This window comes from Paraburkholderia dipogonis (genome assembly GCF_042680985.1).
GTDB classification, from domain to species: Bacteria; Pseudomonadota; Gammaproteobacteria; order Burkholderiales; family Burkholderiaceae; genus Paraburkholderia; species Paraburkholderia phytofirmans.
The window spans coordinates 271,752-297,579 of the sequence record NZ_JBHUFR010000010.1 but is presented as its reverse complement, the minus strand read 5'-3'; the positions used below and the strand labels follow the sequence as shown (position 1 = coordinate 297,579).

The following is a 25,828-nucleotide window of genomic DNA, read 5'->3' as shown; positions in this document are numbered from 1 at the left end:
GCCGAAGCGCCGCTGTTTCTGTTCTGATGGCCCGCTCGCCACCGCCTCAAACCAACCGTAAGTAAATCAATTCCCGCTTGATATACGCATAAAAAATCGGCGCCGCGATCACGCCGGGAAGACCGAACGCGGCTTCCATGATGAGCATGGCGATCAGCAATTCCCACGCGCGCGCTTCGATCTGTCCGCCGACGATGCGCGCGTTCAAAAAGTACTCGAGCTTGTGAATCAGGATCAGGAACACGAGCGACATGACCGCGGCCGGAAAGCTCACCGAGAGCGCCACCGCGACGATGATCGTGTTCGAGATCAGATTGCCGATCACCGGCAGCAAGCCGACGATGAAGGTGACCAGCACCAGCGTTTTCGACAACGGCAGCGTGTCGTGGAAGATCGGCAGAATCACCAGCAGGAAGATGCCGGTGAAGACCGCGTTGATCGCCGAAATCTTCACCTGAGCGAACACGATGCGGCGGAACGCATCGGCGAAACGCGTCACGCGTGCGACGAACGCCGTGGACAGCGGCAGCCGCTGCATATGCTTCTGCGCGCCGACCGCGATGATCGCGCCGATGATCATGCCGATCAGGATATGCGTGAACGCGCGCGCCGCCGTCTTGCCGCTTTGCTGGAGCATGTTGGCGTGCGTCTGCATGAGCTCCGCCGCTTTGGTCTTCATCTGTTCGGTATCGACCGGCAGATAGTTGGCGACGAACTGCGGAATCCGGCCGCGCGCCTGGTCGATCAGCTGCATGGCCTGGTCGAGCAGCTTCTGCACGCTCGGCACGTCGTTCTCGAAATGCTCGATGATGCCGAGCGTTAGCCCCGTCAGCGCGCCCACGATCACCGTGGCCAGAAACACCACCGCGAGCCAGCGGGCCCGCTTGCTCGACATATGGCGCTCGATGCGCGGCGCGATCGTATGAACCAGTTGGAACACCAGCAGCCCGGCGAGCAACGCGCCGAGCAGCCGAAGTTCGATCACTGCCCACATGCCGAACAGCATCACGATATAACTGCCGATTTCGACCGCCGACAGCTTCGGCAGGCTCATGTCGCTCGTCAGCCTGACCGGGCGTGGGCGTAGGTCTTGCACTTGCCCGTCGTCGCGCGCCTGATTCCGCTTGGCCATGGCTTATTCCGTCTCCAACCGAGTTGTGCCGCGTTACTTACTTTTTACTGGCCGCGCGTTTCAGCAGAGGCGCCAGGTACTTGCCGGTAAAACTTGCCTTCGACTTGGCCACCTGCTCCGGCGTGCCCTGAGCGATGATCTGCCCGCCGCCGGCCCCGCCTTCCGGACCAAGATCGATGACCCAGTCCGCAGTCTTTATTACATCGAGATTATGCTCGATGATCACGACGGTATTACCCTGGTCGCGTAATCGATGAATCACTTCAAGCAACAACGCGATGTCATGAAAGTGCAAACCGGTGGTCGGCTCGTCGAGTATGTATAGCGTGCGACCCGTGTCACGCTTGCTCAGTTCCAAAGATAGTTTGACGCGCTGTGCCTCGCCGCCCGACAGCGTGGTGGCCGACTGGCCCAGCCGGATATAGCCCAGACCGACGTCCAGCAAGGTTTTCAGCTTGCGCGCGACGACCGGCACCGGCTTGAAGAACTCATAGGCGTTCTCCACCGTCATGTCGAGCACTTCGCTGATGTTCTTGCCTTTGTACTGCACGTCCAGTGTTTCGCGGTTGTAGCGCTTGCCGTGACAGACGTCGCACGGCACGTACACGTCCGGCAAAAAGTGCATCTCGACTTTCAGCACGCCGTCGCCCTGGCAGGATTCGCAGCGGCCGCCTTTCACGTTGAACGAGAAGCGGCCGGCTTCGTAGCCGCGTTCCTTTGCCGCGGGCACGCCCGCGAACAGTTCGCGGATCGGCGTGAAGAGGCCCGTGTAGGTGGCCGGGTTCGAGCGCGGCGTGCGGCCGATCGGCGACTGGTCGACGTTGATGACCTTGTCGAAATGCTCGAGGCCTTCGATCGATTCGTACGGCGCCGGCTCCGTGGCCGAGCCGTACAGATGATGCGCGACCGCGTGGTACAGCGTGTCGTTGATGAGCGTGGACTTGCCCGAACCGGACACGCCGGTCACGCAGGTCAGCAAGCCGACCGGCAGATCCAGCGACACGTGTTGCAGATTGTTGCCGTACGCTTCGACGATCCGCAGACGCTTATCGTCGGGCTCCTTGCGTTCGTCCGGGAACTCGATGTTGCGCGCGCCGGACATGTACTGCCCGGTCATCGACGCCGCGTTCGCCTGCACCTGTTTGGGCGTGCCTTCGGCGATCACCATGCCGCCGTGTTCGCCCGCGCCCGGTCCCATGTCGACCACGTAGTCGGCCATGCGGATCATGTCTTCGTCATGCTCGACCACGATCACCGAGTTGCCGAGGTCGCGCAGGTGCTTGAGCGTGGCGATCAACCGGTCGTTATCGCGCTGATGCAGACCGATGGACGGCTCGTCCAGTACGTACATCACGCCGGTCAGCCCCGAACCGATTTGCGAGGCGAGGCGAATGCGCTGTGCCTCGCCGCCGGACAGCGTTTCCGCGCTGCGTTCGAGCGACAAGTAGTCCAGCCCGACGTTATTCAGGAACATCAGCCGCGCGACGATCTCCTTGACCACCTTGTCGGCGATCTCGCGCTTCGATCCTTGCAGGCGCAGCGTCTGGAAATAGCCGAGCGCGTCGCGCAACGGCCAGCCGCTGATTTCGAAGATGCCGCGCGCGTCGCCGTCCGCGCCGATCCGCACGAAGCGCGCTTCGCGGCGCAGACGCGTGCCGGCGCAGGCCGGGCAGGGCTGGTTGTTCTGATACTTGGCGAGTTCTTCGCGCACCGCGACCGAATCGGTCTCGCGGTAACGCCGCTCCAGATTCGGGATGATCCCTTCGAATACATGCTCGCGCACCGAAGTGCGGCCACGTTCGTTGATGTACGAGAACGGGATCTCCTGCTTGCCCGAACCGAACAGCAGGATTTTGCGGACTTTCTCCGGCAAGTCTTCGACCGCTGTGTCGATGTCGAATTCGTAGAACGCCGCGAGACTCTGCAGCATCTGGAAGTAAAACTGGTTGCGCCGGTCCCAGCCCTTCACCGCGCCGGCCGCGAGCGACAGCGACGGATGCGCGACCACCCGCTTCGGATCGAAGAAGGTGATCTGGCCGAGGCCGTCGCACTCCGGGCACGCGCCCATCGGATTGTTGAACGAGAAGAGGCGCGGCTCCAGTTCCTGAAGCGAGTACGAGCAGATCGGGCAGGCGAACTTCGAGCTGAACAGATGCTCCTTGTCCGTGTCCATTTCGAGCGCGATCGCGCGGCCGTCGGCGAGACGCAGTGCCGTTTCGAACGACTCGGCAAGACGCTGCTTCATGTCGGGGCGCACTTTCAGGCGGTCCACGACCACGTCGATGGTGTGCTTGTCGTTCTTCTTCAGCTTCGGCAGCGAATCGACTTCGTAGATCTTCGCGACGCCTTCATTGGCGGTGCCGCCGCCCGAACGCACGCGGAAACGGATAAAGCCTTGCGCCTGCATTTCCTCGAACAGTTCGACGTGTTCGCCTTTGCGGTTCGCCACGACGGGCGCGAGGATCATGAGCTTCGTTTCTTCCGGCAACGCGAGCGCGGCGTCGACCATCTGCGAGACGCTTTGCGCTTCCAGCGGAATTTCGTGGTCCGGACAGTAAGGCGTGCCGACCCGTGCGAACAGGAGCCGAAGATAGTCGTGAATCTCGGTGACGGTGCCGACCGTGGAGCGCGGATTGTGCGAGGTCGCCTTCTGTTCGATCGAGATTGCCGGCGACAGACCTTCAATCAGATCGACGTCCGGTTTCTCCATCAATTGCAGGAACTGGCGTGCGTAGGCGGAGAGACTTTCGACGTAGCGCCGTTGCCCTTCCGCATAAAGCGTGTCGAACGCCAGCGACGATTTGCCCGAGCCTGAAAGGCCCGTGATGACAACGAGCTTGTGACGGGGTAGATCGAGGTTGACGTTCTTCAGGTTGTGGGTGCGAGCCCCACGAATACGGATTTGTTCCACGGATTTATTCCATGAACTGGCGGAAAGAGGAAGAGGCTAAACCTGCTACTATAACGACTTTTCAAGACCGCCGTTACGGCTTCCTGACAGCCTGAAGAGGTGTTGGGGCGTGCTGTAAGGCAAGCGGTCCAGCGCCGCGGGAAGAGCTCTAACTGGGGCCGTTTTCCGCAAGTACAAGGCAACTGCATGGCAACTGCGAGGCAACCGCGAGGCATCGCGAGGCGCCAGCGGGAATGCAGAAAGGCCGTCGGCTCGAGCGCCGCGCCGCTGCCCGCCCGCTGTCTTGCGGCAAGCCGCGCGGTCGTGGCCTCTCAGCCGCTGTGCCCGTCCGCGGTGTGCCGCCCAGCTCAATCAACGAACGCTCCCGATGTCCAATCCGTCAGCCACATCCTCACGCATGAGCGCGCCTGAAATGCGCGCGACCGTGTCGCTTGCCGCCATCTTCGCGCTGCGCATGCTCGGTCTCTTCATGATCATGCCGGTGTTCTCGATCTACGCGAAGACCATCCCCGGTGGCGACAACGTGCTGCTGGTGGGGATCGCGCTCGGCGCGTACGGCGTGACGCAGTCCATGCTGTACATCTTCTACGGCTGGGTCTCCGACAAGGTCGGTCGCAAACCGGTCATTGCGACCGGTTTGCTGATCTTCGCGCTCGGCAGCTTCGTCGCGGCGGGCGCGCACGACATGACGTGGATCATCGTCGGGCGAGTGATTCAGGGCATGGGCGCGGTGTCGTCGGCGGTGATCGCGTTTATCGCGGACCTGACCTCCGAGGAACATCGCACCAAGGCGATGGCGATGGTGGGTGCGAGTATCGGCGTGTCGTTCGCGGTGGCGATTGTCGGTGCGCCGATCGTGTTTCAGTGGGTCGGCATGAGCGGGCTGTTTACGCTCGTCGGCATCTTCTCGATTCTGGCGATCGGCGTAGTGCTGTGGATCGTGCCCGATGCGCCGAAGCCGGTGCATGTGCGCGCGCCATTCGCCGAAGTGCTGCACAACGTCGAGTTGTTGCGTCTGAACTTCGGCGTGCTCGTGCTGCACGCCACGCAAACTGCATTGTTCCTCGTCGTGCCGCGCATTCTCGAAGCGGGTGGCTTGCCCGTTGCGTCTCACTGGAAAGTGTACTTGCCGGTCATGGGCCTTTCGTTCGTGATGATGGTGCCCGCGATCATCGCCGCCGAGAAGCGCGGAAAAATGAAAATCGTGCTGCTTTCAGCGATTGCTCTTATCCTGATCGGACAGTTGTTATTGGGCGTCGCTCCGCATACGATTCTGAGTGTGGCGGCGATCCTTTTTGTGTACTTTTTGGGCTTCAATATTCTTGAGGCTTCGCAGCCTTCGCTGGTGTCGAAACTGGCGCCGGGAACCCGCAAGGGCGCGGCGGCCGGTGTGTACAACACCACGCAATCGATCGGTCTTGCGCTGGGTGGCGTGGTCGGCGGTTGGCTGCTGAAAGTGGATGGGCAGAGCGCAGTCTTCTTCGCCTGTTCGGGGCTCGTCTTGTGCTGGCTTATAATCGCCGCAAAGATGAAACAGCCGCCGCGCAAAGCGTAAACCGGCGCATCCCGAACTTACCCAGAACTCACCCGGCGGCGGGCAGAGGCGCAGTTCCGGTCTCGGGCCTGCCGGCCCTGAAACGCGAAACCGTGTATTGCCGCGCCGCCCGTAACGGAATCAACAGGAGAAACTCATGGCATCCGTGAACAAGGTCATTCTCGTCGGCAATCTCGGAGCCGATCCGGAAGTCCGTTATCTTCCGAGCGGCGACGCAGTGGCGAACATCCGCCTTGCAACGACGGATCGGTACAAGGACAAGGCGTCCGGCGAAATGAAGGAAGCGACCGAATGGCACCGCGTGTCGTTCTTCGGCCGCCTCGCGGAAATCGTCTCCGAATATCTGAAGAAGGGCTCGTCGGTGTACCTGGAAGGGCGCATCCGTACCCGTAAGTGGCAGGCGCAAGACGGCACCGACCGTTACTCGACGGAAATCGTCGCGGAACAGATGCAAATGCTGGGCGGCCGCGGCGGTTCGATGGGCGGCGGTGGCGACGAAGGCGGTTATAGCCGTGGTGAGCCGTCAGAGCGTAGCGGCGGCGGTGGTGGTGGCCGCGCAGTGTCGGGCGGCGGTGCGCGCGGCGGCAGCGGTGGTAGCGGTGGCGGCGCAAGCCGTCCGAGCGCGCCGGCTGGCGGCGGGTTCGATGAGATGGACGACGATATTCCGTTCTGATTTCCAGTCAGCGCACCTGTCTAAAAAAATCCCCGTGAGTCTCTGACTCACGGGGATTTTTTGTTTTCAGCATTGCGCGCTGCGCGACCTGCATTCGAAAGATCGATGCCCTCGCCACCACCACGCCTCCGTTCCATGAACCTGCGCGTCGACGCGGTCGACCCGGGCAGCGGATTGCGGAGTTCGATACGCTCCTCCCGTGACTTACGCGCGGCCGTCACCGCCTCAAATGATCCAGCGCATCTCTCATCGGCGAACTGGAGATAACGATCGGCCCCGTAAACGGCGTGTCCAGATCCACAATCACATAGATCGCCGAAGCAATCGACACCGCGCCCAGCGAAATCGTGACCAGCGCCAGCGCATTGCGCGGCGCGATCAAGCCGAAGCTGAGAAAGATCACGCCCAGCCAGAACGTCAAGGTCGTGAGGAACGGTCGGGAAATCGAACTGTGCGCTTCCTCGATGAGCTTCCACCGGGCATCCACGACGCGGCGGTATTGCTTCAGTGCATCGTCGAGCGCGCGCTGTTGTAGCGGGGCGCGCGTGCGCAACGTTCGCAACTCCTGGCCCACGGCGGTCAGCATGTCGCCGAGCCGCACGCTCTCCAGTTTCTGCGAGTTGTCCGGCGATCCTATGTCTTTCGGATAGTCGCCGGCAGGTGGTGTTTCGGCAGGCCACGTCGATGCGATCGCCGCCGCGGTGTACTGGCCCAACAACTGCCGGGCCGGCCCGGTCTCCGTGCCGTACTCGCGCAGGGTGGTGTCGAACTCGATCAGATCGGCCGCGTAGGTGCGCAAATCATTCGACGAGGTGTCGAAGCTGGATTTCGCGGACGCGGTCATCAAACCCAGTACCAGCGCGGCGAACGTCACCAGCATGCCGATCACCAGTTGGATCAGCTGCACCGTCTCGTGCGCCTTGTGCTCCTCGGGCAGGATGGGGCGCACCCACACACCGATTCCGGTCACGGCGAGCAGGAGAACGAAAACCACCAGTGCCGAGCCTATTTCCGACATCGCCATGCTCCGTAGACACATTCCCGCCACTTTCCATCAAGCGCCGCTTGCCGAGAACCCGGGTAGTCCCGCAACGCGCAGCGTGAATCGCCCTTCATATGCGCCTGTATGTTGATGTATCGCAAGCCTATGCGCCATCCACCATAAAGTTTTTTGTGACTGAGCCGTAGTCCTTATATGTGGCGTTCGCTTAAATTTAGACAAGAGTTGCGGACCTGGCCGACTCGGCTTGGGCGCAGCACGCGTGGCCGAGGCTTTTACTGAACATTCGGTCAGGCAGCCCAACGGAGACAAGCCCCGATGTTGAAAAATCTGTCGATTCGCACCTGCCTCACCCTCATGATCGTATTCTTCGGCGTCGTGCTGCTGTTCGGCGCCGCCGCCGGCTTGCTGTCGCTGCGCTCGAGCAATGCTTCGCTGCAGCAGATGTACACCGTCGATACGCCGGCCGTCGCCGATCTCGAAGGCAGCGCCGGACAGTTGCTGCGCCTGCGTCTCGCGCTGGCGACGTACGCATCGCTCGTCGAGCTGAACGATCAAGACGGCGCGAATGCCGTGCTCAAGCGTTTTGATCAGTACCAGAAAGCTTCCAACGACCGTCTTGCCCACTATGTGAGCCGCGCGAGCACGGACGCCGATGAACAGCGCCTGATCAAGGATATGCAGGACAAGCGTGACACCTTCCTGCGCGAAGGCGTCGAGCCTGCTCTCGCCGCGCTCAAGGCGGGCGACAAGACGGCGTTCCAGCAAGTGCAGGCACACAAGCTGCCGTCGCTCTACAGCGCGTACGAAAAGGCGATGCTCACGCTCGAACAGTTGCAACTCGATCACGGCGCGCAGCGCTACCAGGACGCGCAGGATCTGTTCTATGCGATTTGTGTCGCGGTGGCGATCGGCATGGTCGCGTCGCTGCTGGGTTCGTGGATCGGCCGCGCGGTGCTGGTGCGTGCCATTGTGCGTCCGGTCGATGCCACCATCGCGCAGTTTCAGCGCATCGCCAACGGCGACCTGACCGGCCAGATCGTCGTGACCAGCAATAACGAAATGGGCCGTCTCGCGGCCGCGCTGCGCAAGATGCAGGAGTCGCTGATCGGGACGGTGAACTCGGTGCGTCAAGGCACGGAATCCATCGACACTGGCGTGAGCGAGATTGCCGCGGGCAACACCGATCTGTCGCAACGTACCGAGGAACAGGCCGCGTCGCTCGAAGAAACGGCGGCAAGCATCGAACAGCTCACCTCGACGGTCAAGCAGACGGCGGACAACGCGAAGCAGGCGAGTTCGCTTGCGCAGGGCGCATCCACGCTGGCCGCGCAAGGTGGCGATCTGACGGAGGAGGTGGTGGGCACGATGCATGGCATCGTCGACGATTCGCGGCGGATTGCCGACATTGTCGGCGTGATCGAAGGGATCGCGTTTCAGACCAATATTCTGGCGCTGAACGCCGCCGTTGAGGCTGCGCGCGCCGGCGAGCAGGGACGCGGCTTCGCGGTGGTGGCGAGCGAGGTGCGCTCGCTCGCGCAGCGTAGCGCGGCGGCAGCGAAGGAGATCAAGGGCTTGATCGACGAATCGACGGCTCGCGTGCAGGCCGGCTCGCAGCTGGTTCAGCGTTCCGGCTCGACGATGACCGAGATCGTCGACGCGATCGCGCGCGTGAGTTCGATCATGGGCGAGATCGCCGCGGCCGCGCTCGAGCAGAGTACTGGCATCGATCAGGTCAATCTCGCGGTCGCGCAGATGGACGAGGTGACGCAGCAGAATGCCGCGCTGGTGGAACAGGCTGCGGCTGCCGCGAGTTCGCTCGAAGAGCAGGCGCGGCGATTGACGTCGGCTGTGTCGGTGTTTCAGACAGGGGGCGGTGCGGCGTCTTTGGATTCGTTTGCCGGGCGGAGCAGCGGTTCGGCCGCTGCGCCGAAGACGGCCGATGCGGGCGAATTCGCGGCGGCCTAGTTTCGGCGGTTGTGTTGCGCGACGGCGTGCTGAACCGTCGCGACAAACCACGTCGAGCGAACAAAGCGGCTACTACTGCATAGCCGCATAGTATTTCGCAACGCTATCAATTTCGGCAGGCGTCATTTGCCGTGCCACATTGCGCATCTGTTCATTGATGTCGTTATGGCGCGCGCCGGAAGCAAACGCGCGCAACTGCGCGGCGAGATAGATCGACGATTGTCCGCCCAGCCACGGCGCCGCGCCCTTGCGGTCGAGCTGTCCGTGACATGCGGCGCAAGGCGCGATATTGCGCTGCGGGTCGCCTTGCATGGCGAGCTTGACCGCGTTCGCATCCGGTCCTACGGTCGGCAGCGTTTCCGCCGCAGGCGCTCTCGGCAGCGACGCGTAGTAAGCCGCCAGATCGTGCAGATCCTGATCGCTGCGCGCGGCGATGATCGGCTGCATGATCGCGTTCTGGCGCACGCCGTTCTGGTAGTCGCGCAACTCTTTGTAGACCACGTCGGCATATTGACCGGCCAATGCCGGGGCGGTCACCTGCGCCGTGCCGAGCACGCCATGGCACATCGAGCAATTTTGCGTTGCGATCGTCGCACCGCGACCGATCGAATTCGCGTCGGCCCGCGCGCGCCGCAACGGCGGCAAGACCACGACATCGCTCGGTGCCGGGCCGGCGAGATTGGCGCCGCCATACCAGCTCGACGGCGCCCCCGCAGCGCTGCAGATGGTCGCCCAAAGGCCGCGGTCGCCGAACGCGTTATTCGCCGAAGGCAGCCAGATAAAGCCGATCAGTATCCCGACGACGGCAATCGCAATCGTGCCGCCCACGCTCACCGTGAACCATGGGTTGCGCAAGCTGAAGACGCGTTCCTGATTCATCGCTGCGCTCCGACGACGACTGCCGGCACGGAGGTCTGCGGCAATCTGAGCAACTGCACGATCGGCACACTGTAGTTGACGACCGTGAGTCCGATCATCAGCGCCACCCACAAGCCGAAGCTATTGAGCGCCGCCGGCACACGGGTCACCGGTTGCGCCGCGCTCGCAAAACGGAAGCTTTGCTGCTGAACCAGCGGCCCGAACTGCGACTTCACGAGAATGTAGACAAACAGCACGCCGGATGCCACGAGGATCAATCCGCCCACCGCCGACATGCCGACCCAGAACGCCTGAGACTGCAAACCGAGAGCGTTGTAATCGTAATAGGCCATGCGGCGCGGCGCGCCGAGCAGGCCGACGTAATGCCACGGCAGCGTCACCACCATCATGCCGATGAACCACAGCCACAGTTGCGTGCGCACCAGTTTCACCGACGCGATCGCGCGGCCGGTCAGTTGCGGCCACAGCTCATAGGCAATCGCGAAGTACATGATGACGATCGCGCCGCCGAAGATCAGATGGAAGTGCCCGGTCACCCACTGCGTGTTGTGCACGGTCGAGTTCAACTGGTAGCTCATGTTGATCAGCCCGCCTGCGCCGCCGAGACCCAGCATCACGAACGAAAACGCGATCACGAGCATCATCGGGTTTTGCCAGGGCAAGGCGGTCAGCCAGCCGAACGCGCCTTTGCCGCCGCGCAGTCTGCCGGCGATTTCGACCGACGCGCAGATCGTGAAGACCGTGAGCAGCGTCGGCACCGACACCATGCCGGTGAACACGGCGTGCAGGAATTTGAAGCCGGAGCCGACCTGCGGATCGGCGAACAGATGGTGGATGCCGATCGGCATCGCGAAGACGAGGAACAGGATGAACGACACGCGCGCCATCGAATCGCTGTAGAGCCGTCCGCCGATCGCGCGCGGCACCAGCGTGTAGTAGGCGATATAAGCGGGAATCAGCCAGAAGTAGACGATCGCGTGCAGCGTCCACGAGAACAGAATGCGTGAGAGGCCGGCGTCGATCGTGTTGGTGAGTCCGAACGCGACCGGCAGGATCTGGAACAGGATCTCCAGCGCCGCGCCCACGGCGGTCCACGCCCACAGATACGCGCCCGCCACGTTGGCGAACATCGCGAGCGGCACGGGTTTGCCGGGGTTGGCGCGCTTCCAGATGCGCAGGTTCACATGCATCAGCGCGACCCAGATCCACGAACCGACCACCACCAGCACCACGCCGAGGTAATAGAACGGGCTGCCGATCATCGGCGGATAGAAGGTGTAGAGCACCGAGGCCTGGCCAAGCGCCACGGGCACCATCGCCATCACCGCGCCGACGGCCAGCATGATGAACGCGGCCCACGCCCATTTGAGACCGACGAGACGCTGCGCGAGAGCCAACTCGACGATCGCGTAGCCGAAGCCCATCGACACCAGTGTCGGCATCACGTAGGCCATCACCGAACCGTGCGCGGTTACTGAGCGATAGTAGAGTTCGGGGTCGCCGACCCACGGCAGGAACGGGCTGCGCACCAGCATTTGCCAGGCGCCGAGCAGCAGCGCGATCAGAAACGCAATGAAGGCAAGCCAGAAATGCGCGAGAACGAGTCGCTTAGCGTGAAACACAGCTCAGCCTCCGGGATTGTCGGGCCTGCTCGAAGAAGGCGGCTTTGTCGATGACTTTCACGTGTGCCCACATGGTTTGGTGACCGAACCCGCAGAACTCGTGGCACGGCATGGTGTGATCGGCGGGCGCGTCGAAACGCGTGTTGAGCGTGGCGACATAACCGGGCACGACCATCGTGTTGATGTTGGTGTCGGTGACGAGCAGGCCGTGCACGACGTCGGCGCTGGTCGTGCGGATCGTGATCGGCGTGTCGGCGGGCACCAGCAGGCATTGCGGCGTGAACGAATACTGCTGCGCGATGAAGCGCACGACCACCGAGCCGTCCGGCTCGACCGCGCTGCCGAGGTTGTCTTCGACGAATTCGCCGGACAGTTGCAGGCGCGACGGATCGATCGTCTCGACGCGCGAGGGCGGCATCATCGCCCAATGCAGCCCGGAGAACACGATGACGGCCAGCATCAGCACGATCAATGCGACGGCGAAGATGGCCCAGCGCCGTTCTGCGCGTAGGGCGACCGCGTGGCCGCCGCCCGGTTGATGATTGGAATCGGTCGACATGATCAGTGAACGACCCCGCGCGGCAGAAACACGACGAAGTAGAAGCCGAACCAGATCGCCATCACGATCAGCGTGGCGACACCGGCCACGGCGATTGCGCCATGCGGGCCGGCCGCGACGACGCGTTCCACTTCGTCATCGGTCGGCGGCGCGCCGCGGGTATCGTTCGCTTCCATCTAAAGTTTCTCCAGTGCAGCGCTTCAATGCAGCGGCGCGTTGCGCAACTCGTTGACCTCGCGAGACGTCACGGGCTGGCCGTGATTGCCCCACGCAGTGCGGATATAGGTGACCACGGCGGCGGCGTCGGTGTCGTTCAGTTCCTGACCGAACGGCGGCATGCCGTATGGTTCCGGATTACGCCGCGTGCCCGGCGGGAATCCGCCGTTCAGCACAATGCGGATCGGATTGACCGCGGAGTCCATTTCGATCGACTGGTTGCCCGCGAGCGGCGGGTAATGCTGCAACTTTCCTTCGCCCTTCGCGCCGTGGCAGAGCGCGCATTTGTCGGCGTAGATTTTTTCGCCGAGCGCGAACACGTTGGTATTGGTCGGCGCCGACGGCCCGGACTTGCGGCCGCTCTTGTCCGGCAAGGTCTTCAGATAAACGGCCATTGCCTTGACGTCTTCCTCCGTCATGTACTGAAGGCTGTGGTACGTGACTTCGGCCATTGGGCCGTACACGGCGCCGCGATCGGAAATGCCCGCTTGCAGCAGATCGACGATGTCCTTGATGCTCCAGTCGCCCAGGCCGCCGTCCTTGTCCGAGGTCAGCGACGGCGCGTACCAGTTCTGCACCGGAATCAGACCGCCCGCGAACTGCTCGCTTTGCGACGATCCGCCGAGCATGTTGATCTTGGTGTGGCACATGGTGCAGTGGCCGAGTCCTTCGACCAGATACGCGCCGCGATTCCATTCGACCGATTTCGTCGGATCGGGCTGGAACTCGCCCTCGCGGAAATACAGCGTGCGCCAGCCGTACAGCAGCTTGCGCTGGTTGAACGGGAAGCGCAGCGTGTGCTTGTGATTCGGCTCGCGGACTGGCGCGACCGTCTTCAGATACGCGAAGATCGCGTCCGAGTCTTCACGCGTGACCTTGGTGTATTGCGCGATCGGCATGGCCGGGTAGATCAACGTGCCCTCCGGCGTGCGGCCGGTGCGCATCATCTTGAAGAAGGCGTCCTGACTCCAGGTGCCGATGCCGTACTGCGCGTCCGGCGTAATGTTCGGCGAATACAGCGTGCCGAACGGCGTTTCCATCGCGAGGCCGCCGGCGAACAATTTGCCGCGCGGCGCGGTGTGGCAGGCGACGCAGTCGCCGGCGCGCGCCAGATACTCGCCGCGTTTGACGATATCGGGCCGCGTGTCGGCGCCCGGCGTGGATGCTGCGCTGGTCTCGGCGGCGCGTGCTTCGGCGATCAGCACCGGCGTAGGCCAGGCACGCAAAAGTGCGACGCTGCCGGCCACGAGCAGGCCGCCGACCAGCAAGCTCGATACGAGCGACGCCGGCGCGTTAAGGCTTTTTGCCATGGTGACCAAAGCGGCACGCAACGTGCGAAGAACGCCCGGAGAGCGAAAGGTCGGCTTCATTGCGGTTGGCTCCCGCAGGCGAGAGGCAGCCGTTCCGCGGATGCCGGCGCGGGCCGCGGATCGGCAGGACGCGGCTGGCGCGCAAGCCAGCTCGATACCGCGGTGATGTCCTTGTCGGTCAGCTTGACGGCGATCGAATGCATGCAGTCCGGCGCGAGCGCGTGCCGCGTGCCCGAGCGCCAGGTGCCCATCTGTCCGGCGATATAACTCGCGTGCAGACCGAGCAGGCCGGGAATGCCAGGTTGCGTGCCGGTCATACGCGCGCCATGGCAGGCAACGCATGCGGGTATCTTGCGGGACGGGTCGCCTTGCGTGACGAGGCGCTGTCCGGCGACGAGCACGGCAGGCGCGACGTTGCTTTGATCGGCGTTGGGATAGGGCGGCTGCAGATCGGCGAAATACTGGCTGATCTTGCGCAGATAGTCGTCGGGCAGGAAGGCGAGCAGATAGCCCATGGGCGGATAGGTGCGGCCGCCGTCACGGAACGCGGTCAACTGATTGAACAGATAGTCGGCCGGTTTGCCGGCAATGCGCGGAAAGTAATCGTTGTTCAGGCCTTGGCCCTGCACGCCATGGCACGAGGTGCAGGCGCGCACGCGCTCGTCCATAGCCGAGGGCATGGCGCCGGACGCGTCGGCGGCGAGCGCCACGCCGCTCCATATGAGATAAAGCAAAAACAGAACCGACGATCCGATAGTTCGACGATGCACGCCAGGCCTCGATTAGGGAACGTTCTATGTTCTCGATTATCTTTCACGCATTCGCGCGTGGATTCGCTTGTGAAACCGACGGATGACGTATGTCAACTTTTGTCGATATTCTTCTTGTATAGCGACTGCAAGAACAGCAAATCGAAACGGACTTGTTGTGGACGGCGAGGGTGATTCGCTACGGCGATGCGATTGCTTTATATAAACAACGATCTGCCTGAATGCGCCGGTGGGCGGCGGCTTTCGGGCTGCGGGAATTAACGCCTGAAACGTTCAGCAGCGTGTACGAGGTTGCAGGAATTCAGTCGAAGCGTCAATAGCAAACAAAAGCTCATTCGACGGGACACCTGATCATCATAGGCGTCGCTTAAGGGGCTTTCAACATTTCCAATGTGAATCGTCTCGCCGCCCGACGTTATCGCGCGAATGTGATTGTTTGATGATGAGCCACGGGCGTCGGCGAGACGGCGTGAGCCCGTCATCGAGGAGTCAACTGAAAAGTGCCTTCAAGGCGGTGCGAGCATTGCTGACGAGTTCGGTTTCGCCGATTCGCCCAGGCAACAGATGAAACTCGACGGCGGGCAACGCGGGCAAGCCCACGCTCGCCGGACAGGCCACGACGCCGCCGCCGATCGACGATTCGTTCAGGCAGGACATGCCGAGCCCGGCCTTCAGCGCGAGTTGCAAACCGGCCACGCCTGAAGCGGAGTGCGACACCACGTACGGCACTTTGTGCTCGTCCAGCAGCTTCACGACGAAGCGCTGCAACTGGCAGCTCGACGGCAGCAACACGAGCGAATACGGCGTGGCCGGTCGCGGGCCCAAATCAGCCGCGCTGACCCACAGCAGTTTCTCGCGCCGCACAACCGTGCTTTGCGCGCCGGTGCGGCGGCCCGCGGCGCGCGCGTTGTCCGTGACGAGCCGCAACGAGAGTCCGATGTCGAACGACGCATCGTCGCCCGCGTTGCTGTCGATCACCGCGCTCGGCAGCACCGTGACGTGCAGCTTCAGGCGCGGGTGCTGTTCCGAGAACGTTTTGAGAATGCGCGCGATGTCGTGCGGACGGTAGTAGTCCGTGATGGCGATGCGCAACTCGCCGTCGAGCGAGCGGCCTTGCAGGTCTTCGAACGCGGCTTCGCTCATTGCGATGATGCGCCGCGCGTGGTCGAGCAGCCGGCTGCCGGCCGGCGTGGCGCTCACGCCCTGCTTGCTGCGCACGAACAGCGGCTGGCCGGCGCGCTCCTCGAGTTTCTTCAGCTGCTCGCTGACCGAGGACTGCGACAGGAACACCCGCTCCGCGCCCGCCGAAACGCTGCCCGATTCGGCGACGGCGACAAAGGTCCGCAACTGTGTCAGGTCGAATCCACGTTGGGTCATGATTCGGTATATCCGATGGAAGTCATCTAAAATTCCGGCTTTTCCGATGGAAGCCTCAGCCGTAGGATACCCCCAGATTCTTTGCGGAGGGTGTCATGGGAAGCGAAACAATTGTGGGCCTGGGTTTGTCCGGCGGGCGAACGGCAAGTCATCGATGGAAAGTGCTGGGCGTCGGATTCGCCGCGAACGCGAGTTTTTCGGCCGCGTTCTCGGGAATTCCGACGACGGCGGTTTTCTTGCGCTCGGGGTATCACCTGGGCAATGACGGGCTGGGCCTCGTGCTCGGCATGCTCGGCCTCGGCATCGCGGTCAGCGAATTGCCGTGGGGCTTGCTGACCGACCGCTGGGGCGACCGGCGCGTCCTGCTGCTCGGACTGCTTTCGACCGCGGCCGCGTTGGCCGGCCTGGCGCTGTTCGTCGTGCCCTCCGGTGCGCATGTGCCGAGCGTGACGATGCTCGCGCTCGGCCTATTGCTGGTTGGACTGCTCGGCGGCAGCGTCAACGGTTCGAGCGGCCGCGCGGTGATGGCGTGGTTTCGCGAGGGTGAGCGCGGCCTGGCCATGAGTATCCGCCAGACGGCGGTGCCCGCGGGCGGCGGCTTGGGCGCATTGCTGCTGCCGGTGCTCGCGTCGCGCTTTGGTTTCGCGAGCGCCTATAGCGTGCTGGCACTCGCCTGCGCGATCACGGCGGCGTTCGCGTGGCGCTGGTTGCACGAACCTTCTCATGCCGATGCGGACGGCGCGCGTGAAGTCCGCGACACGGCTGCGGCGAGCGGCGTGCCGGCCAGGGTCTCGCCGTTGCGCGACATCGGCATCTGGCGCGTGGCGCTCGGCGCCGGCGCGCTGTGCGTGCCGCAACTCGCTGTGGTGACGTTCGGCACGGTGTTTCTTCACGATTTCAGCCGCGCCGGCGTGCTGTCGATCAGCGTAACGATGGCCGCGGTGCAAACGGGCGCTGCGATCGCGCGGGTCTGGAGCGGTGGTTGGACCGACCGGCGCGGCAACCGGCGGGCCTATATGCGCGCCTGTAGTCTGCTGACCGCGGTGCTGTTCGCCTCGCTTGCACTGCTGACGGGCTTAGCCGGCGTACATCACACGGCGATGACGGCGGTATTCGCAGTGATGGTCGTGCTGGGCGGTGTGAGCGCGTCGGCATGGCACGGCGTGGCCTTCACGGAACTCGCCACGCTGGCAGGGACAAGCCGTGCGGGCACCGCGCTCGCGATCGGCAACACCTGTGTGTTTCTTACGCTGTTCCTGACGCCACTGGCGATTCCGCCGCTGTTGTCGATCGGTTCGTGGCCGATGGTGTGGGCCGTGACCAGCGTCTGCGCATTGGTCGCGTTGCCCGTGCTCCCGCGCGCGGCGCGCGAAGCCAAAGTGGGGGCGGCGCGCGCTTGCGACGCAACTCGATGAACCGCAGCGCCTGTCGTTGGCAATGCCGATGGCGGGCGCCGACGTCTCTCAAGTGGCTAGGCGAGACGGCGCAGCGGAATTCCGCTGCGAATGATCGAGTCATTAGGTTTTCACGGAAATCTCGCCACTTAAAAGATAAAAATATTCATTTTGGGTATTTAGGTTTCGCTTTTTTCGGATAGATCCGCAATGGACTATTAGTTTCTCCGCGGGATTCAGAGCGCTCTGATTTTCTTGGGGTTATAGCGGTGATTTTATGGCCGCCTTGGCGCGCTATGCGCTCCGAGGGGCCGTTAAAGCAGGCGCAGAGTCATTAAGATTTTTCTGCGTATGCGCATTCACTCCTACAACAAACGAGAGAAAATCCTGGTGAGTATTCGAATTATCCTAGCGGACGATCATCCATTCGTAATCCTTGGCGTCCGCGCCGCGCTGGAAATGCAGTCCGGCGTCACCGTCGTCGATCAGGCGACGGATCCCGTTTCGCTGATCGAATGCTTGCGGAGCACGCCCTGCGATGTGCTCGTTACCGATCTCTCGATGCCGGACCATTCATTCGCCGTCGACGACGGTCTCAATCTCGTGCGACGCATCCGCAGTGGCTGGCCGCAATTGCGCATCGTGGTGATGACAACTCTGACAAACCCCGCGATTCTTCGCGCCATTGTGTCGGACGGCGCCGTGAGCATGGTCGGCAAAGCTGAGTCGATGGACGAGCTTCGACAAGCGGTCGTGGCGGCTCGAGATGGTCACGCGTACCTCGGCCGTTCCATCATCGAAGCACTGGCGCATCCGCAGGATTGCGAGTGCGAACGACCGCCGGCGCCGCGTTTGACGGGCAAGCAGGCCGAAGTTGTCAGGCTGCTGGTCAGTGGCCAGTCGATCTCCGACATTGCCGCTGCGCTCGGTTGCGATCGCCGCACGGTCACGCGGCAAAAACGCGAGGCAATGGCAAAATTAGGCGTCACCAATGATCCCGGTCTTTTCTCTTACGTGCGTGCTTATGGAATTCTTAATTTTTAATCGTATATCTAAGCATTTTATTTTGTGAATTAAGTGAGGTTGTTTCGGAGCGATCTTATGGTTATTCTCGGGGAAGTATTTAATGATCGTGAGAAGAGCCGTTTTGTTCGTAGAGAGGCGGCAGTTAATTTGGGACGGAGGAGAAATAAAAGATGCGCGACACCGCCGAGGTAAGCACACCCGTTCGCGCGATCATCGCGGACGATCACCCATTAGTGCTGTTGGCGATTGAAAACCTGATGAACGGCTATCCGAATATGCAAATCGTCGGTCGTGCAGCCGACGCCACCGAACTCTTCGCGGAAATCGATCGCCGTTCATGCGACCTTGTGCTCATGGACCTCTACATGCCGGGCGGTTCGGATGGCAGCGGACTGGAAGCCGTCAGGCAATTCAAGACGCGGTACCCGGACATCGCGCTCGTCGTGCTCACCATGGAAACCGAGGCGGCCGAACTTCAAAAGGTGATTTCGCTCGGCGTCGAGGGACTGGTGAGCAAGCGCGACCGGATCGACCTGATTCACGTCGCCGTCATCACGGCGTTGGCGCGCGAGTACTATGTCGGGCCCGCGGTTCGCGCATTGATCGCGGACGCAACGGCGATCCAGCGGCTCGACTATGTCCGGAAGATTCTCTCGCGCCGCGAACTCGAAGTGTTTACCCAGTATGCGTCGGGGTACGGCGTGACTGAGATCGCCGTGCGTTTGGAGCGCAGCGTCAAAACGATCAGCGCGCAGAAGTGCACTGCCATGCGCAAGCTCGCCCTGCGCAGCGACGCGGAACTGTTTCGGTTCGCGGTCGAGTACGGCGTGATTCCCGAGGAGCGCATCCCGAAGCGGCGATGAGCCGGCGGTAAGTCACTGACGTGTCGCGCCGCCGCGCGACGAATAGAAGATGTATTGGCACCGCCCGGGGAAGCACACCGCGTGCAGGGCGTGCCAATCGATAAGACAACAGAAAATGAGACAGAAGATCCGCGTCATCATCGCAGACGATCACGACTGCGTTCGCGTCGGCGTCAAGCGCGTGCTGCAAGCCGCGCCGCACATCGAATGTGTCGGCGAAGCAGCCGACACGCACGGGCTGGCGGAGTTGCTCGACGACCGCGCGTGCGACGTCGTCGTTTCCGATATCAGCATGCCGGGCATTCACGGCGGCAGCAACGCGGTGTCGTTTTTGCGCCGCCTGCTGCGGGGCCAGTCGCATCCTTGCGTCGTGGTCCTCACCATGATCTGCCATGCGCACATGCTATCCGGACTTCTGCATATCGGCGTGGGCGGAATCGTCGATAAACGCGAGACTGTCACCGCATTGATCGATGCGATCGAGGCCGCTTTTGCCGGGCGCGTCTATCTGTCGGAACACGCGCGGGTCGCGATTGATGCGGCCGACGCGCCGCCGCAGCTGCGCGCCGGCATGCTGAGCGCACGCGAGTGGGAAGTATTCCAGCTTTATGTGCAAGGTCTTGCCGTCCATGAGATCGCGGTGCGACTGCAGCGCAGCGGCAAGACCATCAGTACGCAAAAACGTAGCGCGATGCGCAAGCTTGGTCTGGAAACGGAAGCCGACTTGATCGATTATGCGCGGCAGATTGGATTGACCTGATTTGATCTGATATCCGGCGGGAATATTGCATTGCGCCGTTAGCAAATAATTTTGGAGAACCAAGAATTTAGGAGTGTTCTGATTGGTTGCGGGACGTTGCCGTCTCATAGTTCTCAATTCACTGCGGCTTTATTCCGTGTTCACCTGATGAAGCAGTCGTTTCGTCAAGCTGACCGATGCCCGGGCCGTGAGAATACAGGCAGATTGTGACGGTAATCGTGCGACACCGTCTGCCTGGCGGACAGAACCAGGAGGCGGCATGGATGCGTTAGGTAAGCGGTTGTTGTTCGAGGGTATCGGAACGGCGTGGTTGGTGTTCGTCGGCTGCGGCAGCATCGTGTTGAACGTCGGTGCGATCCAGCAGGCGGGCGGTGTGCTGGAAGTCGCGCTGGCATTCGGCCTCGCCCACGCTACGGCCACCTATTGCTTCGGCGGCGTGTCCGGCGGTCATTTCAATCCCGCTGTCACCGTAGGCTTCACGGTCGCGCAACGTTTTCCGGTCAGGGATCTGCTCCCCTATATTGCGTCGCAGATTCTCGGTGCGATCGTTGCCGCCGCGCTACTGCTTTACGTGGCCGGCGGGCGTCCAGGGTTCGATCTGGCCGCGAGCGAGTTCGCGGCAAACGGCTTCGGCGACCATTCTCCTGCGGACTATCAACTGCATTCGGTGGTGGCCGTCGAGTTCGTGCTGGCCTTCGGTTTCGTCATGGCAAGCTTGTTGATCGCCCACAGGCGAGACATGGCGCCGATCGCGCCGCTGGTCGTGGGCGCCTGCCTGGTGCTGGTGTATCTGGTGTCGATTCCGGTGACCAACGGCTCGGTCAATCCCGCCCGCTCCACGGCCCAGGCGCTGTTCGTCGGCGACTGGGCGCTGGACCAGCTTTGGCTGTTCTGGGCCGCGCCTCTGTCGGGCGGTGTCATGGCCGGGGCGCTCTTCTCGTTTGTGCACGGCAAGGCAGACCTCGCTGCCGCAACGCTCGCCGACGGGCGCGGCGAAGTTGCCTGAGTGTTGCCCGGTGCCATCATCGTGTCTGCTGTCAATTTCGTGCTGGGCGTTGCAATGAGGCGTGTGCTTGCACGCATCTCGCTGTGTCTGTTCGCATGGCTCTCTTTGGTCGGCGCGCAAACAACAGCCGTTGCCCAATCGTTCGACAATCGCTCGAACACTCAGGCTGTCGCCAATTTTCCCGCGAAACTGACCGTCGGCGTTCTCGCTAACAGCTGGCTGCCGTTCGACGCACTGCAAGACGGTCAACTCACCGGTATGAGCGCCGACTATCTGCGCGCCATTGTCGGGCCGAACGTGGTGATCGAAGCCAAGGCGTTCCCGGACCTGTCGCAACTGCTTGCCGCGGCCTGCGCCGGACAAGTCGATCTGCTGACGAGCCTTGCCCGCACTCCCGAGCGCGAGCGGTGCCTGAGTTTTACCGCGCCTTATTTCCGCTCTTCCTCGTCGGTCGTGGTGCGCCGGGACAGTAACAGTTACGGGAATTCCGCCCAGTTGGCGGGAGCGCGCATCGCGCTAGAAAAAGGTTTTGCGAGCGAGCGTGTGACGCGGGAGCGCTTCCCGCACGCCCAGATCATCACGTTTCCTGCAACGCGCGACGCACTCGCCGCCGTGATCCGGGGCGACGCCGACGTTTATCTCGGCTTCACGGCTGCCGTGCAATATGCATTGTCCACCGACGAGTTTCGTGGCTTGCGAGTGGCCTTCGAGGAGAACACCAAAACTTCCAATTTGCGCTTCGCTGTGCCTCGGAACCAGAATGCGTTGCGAGACCAGCTCGATCGGGCGCTCGCGTCGATGAACCCGGCCGACGAGGCGGCGATCCGCATGCGCTGGCTATCCGGCAACTTCGACGCGAAGCCTGTGCCCGCCACGCCGCGTCTCGCGCTGACGCCGCAAGAGCAGGCATGGCTTCATTCGCTGCCGCCGTTGCAGGTTGGGTTCGATAACAGCTGGGCACCCTTCAGTTACGTCGACGGTTCCGGCCGGCCCGCGGGCATTGCCGCCGACTATCTGACGTATCTGAGCCGCACGCTCGGCGTCGTGTTCAATCGCGCCAGCACGGCTGACTGGCCCGCCGCGATCAAATCATTTCAGCGCGGTGAACTCGCGATCCTCGCCACTGCTTCGAGTCACGATCCACGCCTTACGAAGGCGCGGCACACCAGCGCGTACGAGAGCTACCCACTGGTGCTCGTCGGGCGCGAGGACGAACCGGCGGCTCGCTCGCTGAACGATTTCGCATCGCGCCGCATTGTCGTTTCGTCGCATGTCGCCGGGTCGCTCACGCTGGCATTCCAGCGAATTCCGGCGGACCACGTCGTGGTCGCGCCCAGTCTCGACGACGCGCTCAAGATGGTTGAGTCCGGCGAGGCGGACGTTCTGGTGGGCAACGTGGCCGCCGCCGATATCCTGCTCAAGCAACAGTACGGCGGCGTCCTCAAAATCCTTGGCACGGTTGGCGATTCCGACGCGCTCGACTTTGCCGTACGCCCGGACCTGAGCCCACTCGCTGGGTTGATCGACCGTGCATTGCTGGCCATGCCGCCGGCGGAAAAGCAGCGCATCCGGCAAAAGTGGGTCACGGGCAATGCACCGGCGGCAGGTACATGGAGCGTGACCGCGGTGCGTCTGCTGCCGGTGCTGATCGGCGTCTGCGTCGTGCTGCTGATCACCCTGCGTGCCTATCTGCTGCTGCAGCGTGAAGTCCGGCTGCGCAAGAAAACGGAGCGGGAACTGGAACTGCAACTGAACTTCCAGGAAACCTTGATGAAGACGGTGCCCTATCCGCTCGTCGCCAAGGATCTCGACGGCCGTTATCTCGCAGTCAACGAAGCCTATGAGCAAGCCTGCGGATTGAGCCGCGAGGCGATCGTCGGACGAACCAGCTCGCAGGTGCAAACGTGGGGCGAAGCCAATAGCCGTATCCTGGAGGAGATCACCCGCGAGATGCTGAGCGGCGGCGAGACTGCGCAGGTGGAGTTGCAGTTCGAGCGCGGCGCGGGCAACGTGCGGCATGGCCTTTTCTGGATCCAGATCTGTCGCGGCAGTGACGGGCAACCGGCTTGCGTGCTCGGCACGATGGTCGATATCACCGATATCCGGCGCGCCGAAATGCGTGCGCGCGAAACCGAGCGGCGCCTCTTCGACGTGACGCGCTCACTGCCGGCCGTCGTGTTTCAACTGCGTCGCACGGCGGATGGAGCGTATTCGTTTCCGTATATCAGCGGCGACGCGCGTCATCTGCTAGGTGGGCGAGGCAGTTCGCAGAACGTCAGCGATCAGGTGGATTTCCAACGCGTGTGCGAGGAGGATAGGGCGTTCGTGCTGGCTGAGCTCGAGCGCTCGGCGCACAGCGAAACTCCGGTCAACATGGAGTTCCGTTTCGCCGGCGATCAGGACATCAAATGGGCGCGAACCGAACTGGTACCGCGCCGCGAATCGGATGGAAGCGTCGTCTGGAGCGGTTACTGGGTGGACGCCAGCGTGGAGCACGCGCGCTCCGACGAGCTTGCGCGAGCGCGCGACCTGGCCGAAGCGGCCTCGCGTGCCAAAGACGATTTCTTCGCCATGATGAGCCATGAAATCCGCACGCCGATGAACGGCGTGCTCGGGCTCGTGGAAGTGCTCGAGCGCACGCCGCTCAACGCGGACCAGGGCGAAATGCTGGGTATGATCCATGAGTCGGCGGGCGCGCTGCTGCAGATTCTCGACGACCTGCTCGACTATTCGAAAATCGAAGCGGGGCGGCTGACCATCGAGGCCGAATCCATCGACATACGTGAACTGGTGGACAACGCTGTCGGTCTGCTGGCTGGCCGCGCCCATGAAAAGGGCCTGAAAGTGCGCGTGGATATCGGGCCCGACGTCGCCGCCACCCTGCGCGGCGACAGTGTCCGACTGCGGCAGATTCTCTTCAACCTGCTAGGCAATGCCATCAAATTCACGCCGCAGGGCGAGGTTGACGTGTGTGTGTCGGTCGTCGCGCAAGACGACGGCATTCAGACGCTCGAAATGGTTGTCGAGGACACCGGCATCGGCATCGCGCCTGAAGTGCAGGCCAAGCTGTTCGAGCCGTTCGTGCAGGCGGAATCGTCCACCACACGCCGTTTCGGCGGCACGGGCCTCGGTTTGACGATCTGCCGCAAGCTGATCGATCTCATGAACGGCTCGCTCACGTTGCGCAGCGAACCGGGTAGCGGCACGCGCATGACCGTGCGGCTCGCCATGCCTGTCGAGACCGAGCGCTATTCGGTCAACGGCTTGCGCGGCAAACGCGGACTCGTGGCATGCGGCGACGCGCGCATCGCGCAGGCGCTGATGCACTTTGGTGAGGCGCTTGGACTCAAGCTGCGCCACGTTGTGCCTGATGCGCCGGAATTGCACGATCGCGCTGCACTCGCCGAAATCGATCTACTGTTCGTGAATGAAGATGTGATCTTGCCGGCGGACATCCGGCCGCGCACTCGATTCATCTGTCTGACCGAGAAGCCGAAGCCGACGGGTTACCGCATTCTCGACGACAACGTGCGCGTCAGCATCAATCCCATTTCGTGGCGCGGCCTCGGCGCCGCATGCGCCGCTGCGATGACGGGGCTGCCGTCGGCGGGGCTCCGATCGGCGGGCATGGCGCGCACGCCGGAACTTGGCGCTTCGCCTCCGGATCGGGAGCGGGCCATTGCCAGTGGGCGGCTGATCCTCGTCGCAGAAGATCATCCGGTCAATCAGGAATTGATCCGTCATCAGCTCGCCTTGCTCGGTTTTGCCTGCGACGTAGCGAACGATGGCGCCGAGGCGCTGGCCGCGCTGGAACAGACGAGTTACGGCTGTCTGATCACGGATTGCCACATGCCGAACGTATCCGGTTACGAACTCACGCGCCGTATTCGTGAAAGTGAGCAGGACGCCGCTTATCGCCTGCCCATTCTGGGTATCACGGCAAACACCGCGCCCGAAGACCTGAATCTGTGCCGCGACGCGGGCATGGACGATAGCCTCGTGAAGCCGACCCGGCTCGCCACGCTGCGTGATTATCTGAGCCGTTGGTTCGGCACTGACAGCGCGTGGCAAGCCGCGCCTTCGGAAGCAGTCAGCACGCCGGCGGTTGCCGTGCCGGATGTGCGTGGCGGCGCGCAACCGTTCGTGCCGGTCGACCTCGCGCACATGACTCAACTGTGGGGCAGCGAATCGACCGTCAAGGCTTTGCTCGACTCGTTCGTGTCGTCCGTGCGCGAGGACGTGCAGTCGTTGTCGCCGTTGCTCGAGCGCGTGGAGTCCGAACGTATCGAGGTGGAACGTGTGCGCGAGTGGCTCCATCGCGTGGCGGGGGCGGCGAGCGTCCTGCAATATCCGCCGCTGCTCGAGGCACTTGAAGACTATCGGCGTGAAATCACCGTCGAACCGCCGGAACGTGTGCGCGACGACGGGATGCTGTTAATCGACAAGTGCAATGCCATGCTCGACGGAATCGAACAGCAGGCCGCCTTGCTCGTATAGGCTACCGTTCCCGCGAATGTGATCGGTTCGAAGCGCTAGCGCCTCTGTGGATCAGGGTGCGACAAAGACGCCAAGCAGGCCAAACAGACGAAAAAAAACGCGGCCGAAGCCGCGTTAAAGATTTGGAGACTTCCCTCGATGAAGGAGTCACTTCTCGCAGGCAGAAGCATAACCGGGATATTGCGATTCATTCATTACAAAATCCGCAATTAACTGTTTGAGGAAATCGCTTAAAACGTCACCCGGACGCGTTCGGATCAATATTTCGTGCACGTATGTGTGTCTAAAGCGCCCAAGGAATCACTACGGA

19 protein-coding genes are annotated in these 25,828 nt (G+C 62.5%); 9 read left to right on the top strand and 10 right to left on the bottom strand.

Annotated elements, in window-relative coordinates; genetic code table 11:
* Window positions 1–46 precede the first annotated feature (46 nt).
* Complete coding sequence (locus ACFSNN_RS13795) at window positions 47–1,132, bottom strand: AI-2E family transporter (protein ID WP_134457182.1); 1,086 nt, start codon at window positions 1,130–1,132, stop codon at window positions 47–49.
* A 37-nt stretch (window positions 1,133–1,169) separates the two neighbouring features.
* Complete coding sequence (uvrA, locus tag ACFSNN_RS13790) at window positions 1,170–4,043, bottom strand: excinuclease ABC subunit UvrA (RefSeq protein ID WP_134457181.1); 2,874 nt, start codon at window positions 4,041–4,043, stop codon at window positions 1,170–1,172.
* Between the two features lie 367 nt (window positions 4,044–4,410).
* Here uvrA and ACFSNN_RS13785 point away from each other — a divergent pair, with 367 nt between their 5' ends.
* Both ACFSNN_RS13785 and ACFSNN_RS13780 read left to right on the top strand, forming a co-directional pair.
* Window positions 4,411–5,598: an MFS transporter gene (locus tag ACFSNN_RS13785; protein ID WP_134457180.1), complete on the top strand. Its 1,188-nt coding sequence runs from the start codon at window positions 4,411–4,413 to the stop codon at window positions 5,596–5,598.
* A 136-nt stretch (window positions 5,599–5,734) separates the two neighbouring features.
* Window positions 5,735–6,271 carry a single-stranded DNA-binding protein gene (locus ACFSNN_RS13780; RefSeq protein WP_134457179.1) on the top strand — a complete coding sequence of 179 codons (537 nt, stop codon included), beginning with the start codon at window positions 5,735–5,737 and terminating at the stop codon, window positions 6,269–6,271.
* A gap of 217 nt (window positions 6,272–6,488) precedes the next feature.
* Here the strand turns inward: ACFSNN_RS13780 and ACFSNN_RS13775 are convergent, their stop codons facing one another.
* Window positions 6,489–7,289: a bestrophin-like domain gene (locus tag ACFSNN_RS13775; protein WP_134457178.1), complete on the bottom strand. Its 801-nt coding sequence runs from the start codon at window positions 7,287–7,289 to the stop codon at window positions 6,489–6,491.
* A gap of 300 nt (window positions 7,290–7,589) precedes the next feature.
* On the opposite strand from ACFSNN_RS13775, the gene ACFSNN_RS13770 reads away from it, so the two are divergent.
* Window positions 7,590–9,239: a methyl-accepting chemotaxis protein gene (locus tag ACFSNN_RS13770; RefSeq protein ID WP_134457177.1), complete on the top strand. Its 1,650-nt coding sequence runs from the start codon at window positions 7,590–7,592 to the stop codon at window positions 9,237–9,239.
* 72 nt (window positions 9,240–9,311) lie between these two features.
* Here ACFSNN_RS13770 and ACFSNN_RS13765 read toward each other — a convergent pair whose 3' ends face one another.
* The 7 genes from ACFSNN_RS13765 to ACFSNN_RS13735 all read right to left on the bottom strand — a co-directional run bounded on the left by ACFSNN_RS13765 (window position 9,312) and on the right by ACFSNN_RS13735 (window position 15,972).
* On the bottom strand, window positions 9,312–10,118 hold the full coding sequence (locus tag ACFSNN_RS13765) for a c-type cytochrome (RefSeq protein ID WP_134457176.1): 807 nt from the start codon (window positions 10,116–10,118) through the stop codon (window positions 9,312–9,314).
* On the bottom strand, window positions 10,115–11,740 hold the full coding sequence (locus ACFSNN_RS13760) for a b(o/a)3-type cytochrome-c oxidase subunit 1 (protein ID WP_134457175.1): 1,626 nt from the start codon (window positions 11,738–11,740) through the stop codon (window positions 10,115–10,117). The genes ACFSNN_RS13765 and ACFSNN_RS13760 overlap by 4 nt, the downstream gene beginning before the upstream one ends.
* Window positions 11,727–12,299: a cupredoxin domain-containing protein gene (locus ACFSNN_RS13755; protein ID WP_134457174.1), complete on the bottom strand. Its 573-nt coding sequence runs from the start codon at window positions 12,297–12,299 to the stop codon at window positions 11,727–11,729. Before ACFSNN_RS13755 ends, ACFSNN_RS13760 begins: the two co-directional genes overlap by 14 nt.
* 2 nt (window positions 12,300–12,301) lie before the next feature.
* The gene (locus ACFSNN_RS13750) at window positions 12,302–12,475 is read right to left on the bottom strand and encodes a hypothetical protein (protein WP_166799259.1); all 174 of its coding nucleotides are present in this window, start codon (window positions 12,473–12,475) and stop codon (window positions 12,302–12,304) included.
* A gap of 24 nt (window positions 12,476–12,499) precedes the next feature.
* Window positions 12,500–13,885 carry a c-type cytochrome gene (locus ACFSNN_RS13745; protein WP_134457173.1) on the bottom strand — a complete coding sequence of 462 codons (1,386 nt, stop codon included), beginning with the start codon at window positions 13,883–13,885 and terminating at the stop codon, window positions 12,500–12,502.
* Window positions 13,882–14,595, bottom strand: coding sequence for a c-type cytochrome (locus ACFSNN_RS13740; protein WP_134457172.1), 714 nt, complete (start codon window positions 14,593–14,595; stop codon window positions 13,882–13,884). The genes ACFSNN_RS13745 and ACFSNN_RS13740 overlap by 4 nt, the downstream gene beginning before the upstream one ends.
* Before the next feature lie 489 nt (window positions 14,596–15,084).
* Complete coding sequence (locus ACFSNN_RS13735; RefSeq protein WP_134457171.1) at window positions 15,085–15,972, bottom strand: LysR family transcriptional regulator; 888 nt, start codon at window positions 15,970–15,972, stop codon at window positions 15,085–15,087.
* A 95-nt stretch (window positions 15,973–16,067) separates the two neighbouring features.
* Here ACFSNN_RS13735 and ACFSNN_RS13730 point away from each other — a divergent pair, with 95 nt between their 5' ends.
* The 6 genes from ACFSNN_RS13730 (at window position 16,068) to ACFSNN_RS13705 (ending at window position 25,518) form a co-directional block, all read left to right on the top strand.
* On the top strand, window positions 16,068–17,387 hold the full coding sequence (locus ACFSNN_RS13730) for an MFS transporter (protein WP_134457170.1): 1,320 nt from the start codon (window positions 16,068–16,070) through the stop codon (window positions 17,385–17,387).
* A gap of 330 nt (window positions 17,388–17,717) precedes the next feature.
* Entirely contained in the window at window positions 17,718–18,410 is a 693-nt protein-coding gene (locus tag ACFSNN_RS13725) for a response regulator (protein WP_166799258.1), read from the top strand.
* 152 nt (window positions 18,411–18,562) lie between these two features.
* Window positions 18,563–19,255 (top strand): response regulator, encoded by a 693-nt coding sequence (locus ACFSNN_RS13720; protein WP_134457169.1) that lies wholly within the window; start codon window positions 18,563–18,565, stop codon window positions 19,253–19,255.
* Between the two features lie 115 nt (window positions 19,256–19,370).
* Window positions 19,371–20,015 carry a response regulator gene (locus ACFSNN_RS13715; RefSeq protein ID WP_134457168.1) on the top strand — a complete coding sequence of 215 codons (645 nt, stop codon included), beginning with the start codon at window positions 19,371–19,373 and terminating at the stop codon, window positions 20,013–20,015.
* Between the two features lie 259 nt (window positions 20,016–20,274).
* Window positions 20,275–21,021, top strand: a complete 747-nt coding sequence (aqpZ, locus tag ACFSNN_RS13710; protein WP_134457167.1) for an aquaporin Z — start codon at window positions 20,275–20,277, stop codon at window positions 21,019–21,021.
* Window positions 21,022–21,075: 54 nt separating this feature from the next.
* A complete protein-coding gene (locus ACFSNN_RS13705; RefSeq protein ID WP_244322852.1) occupies window positions 21,076–25,518 on the top strand; it encodes an ATP-binding protein in 4,443 nt (1,480 codons plus the stop codon).
* Window positions 25,519–25,828 lie beyond the last annotated feature (310 nt).

What these genes read in the sequence shown, in the direction of transcription:
- ACFSNN_RS13775 (WP_134457178.1), bottom strand. Translation starts at nt 7,289, where the DNA reads ATGTCGGAAATAGGCTCGGCACTGGTGGTTTTCGTTCTCCTGCTCGCC.
- ACFSNN_RS13780 (WP_134457179.1), top strand. Translation starts at nt 5,735, where the DNA reads ATGGCATCCGTGAACAAGGTCATTCTCGTCGGCAATCTCGGAGCCGAT.
- ACFSNN_RS13720 (WP_134457169.1), top strand. Translation starts at nt 18,563, where the DNA reads ATGCGCGACACCGCCGAGGTAAGCACACCCGTTCGCGCGATCATCGCG.
- ACFSNN_RS13725 (WP_166799258.1), top strand. Translation starts at nt 17,718, where the DNA reads ATGCGCATTCACTCCTACAACAAACGAGAGAAAATCCTGGTGAGTATT.
- ACFSNN_RS13715 (WP_134457168.1), top strand. Translation starts at nt 19,371, where the DNA reads ATGAGACAGAAGATCCGCGTCATCATCGCAGACGATCACGACTGCGTT.
- ACFSNN_RS13745 (WP_134457173.1), bottom strand. Translation starts at nt 13,885, where the DNA reads ATGAAGCCGACCTTTCGCTCTCCGGGCGTTCTTCGCACGTTGCGTGCC.
- ACFSNN_RS13770 (WP_134457177.1), top strand. Translation starts at nt 7,590, where the DNA reads ATGTTGAAAAATCTGTCGATTCGCACCTGCCTCACCCTCATGATCGTA.
- aqpZ (WP_134457167.1), top strand. Translation starts at nt 20,275, where the DNA reads ATGGATGCGTTAGGTAAGCGGTTGTTGTTCGAGGGTATCGGAACGGCG.
- ACFSNN_RS13755 (WP_134457174.1), bottom strand. Translation starts at nt 12,299, where the DNA reads ATGTCGACCGATTCCAATCATCAACCGGGCGGCGGCCACGCGGTCGCC.
- ACFSNN_RS13785 (WP_134457180.1), top strand. Translation starts at nt 4,411, where the DNA reads ATGTCCAATCCGTCAGCCACATCCTCACGCATGAGCGCGCCTGAAATG.
- ACFSNN_RS13705 (WP_244322852.1), top strand. Translation starts at nt 21,076, where the DNA reads ATGAGGCGTGTGCTTGCACGCATCTCGCTGTGTCTGTTCGCATGGCTC.
- ACFSNN_RS13750 (WP_166799259.1), bottom strand. Translation starts at nt 12,475, where the DNA reads ATGGAAGCGAACGATACCCGCGGCGCGCCGCCGACCGATGACGAAGTG.
- ACFSNN_RS13795 (WP_134457182.1), bottom strand. Translation starts at nt 1,132, where the DNA reads ATGGCCAAGCGGAATCAGGCGCGCGACGACGGGCAAGTGCAAGACCTA.
- ACFSNN_RS13730 (WP_134457170.1), top strand. Translation starts at nt 16,068, where the DNA reads ATGGGAAGCGAAACAATTGTGGGCCTGGGTTTGTCCGGCGGGCGAACG.
- ACFSNN_RS13735 (WP_134457171.1), bottom strand. Translation starts at nt 15,972, where the DNA reads ATGACCCAACGTGGATTCGACCTGACACAGTTGCGGACCTTTGTCGCC.
- ACFSNN_RS13765 (WP_134457176.1), bottom strand. Translation starts at nt 10,118, where the DNA reads ATGAATCAGGAACGCGTCTTCAGCTTGCGCAACCCATGGTTCACGGTG.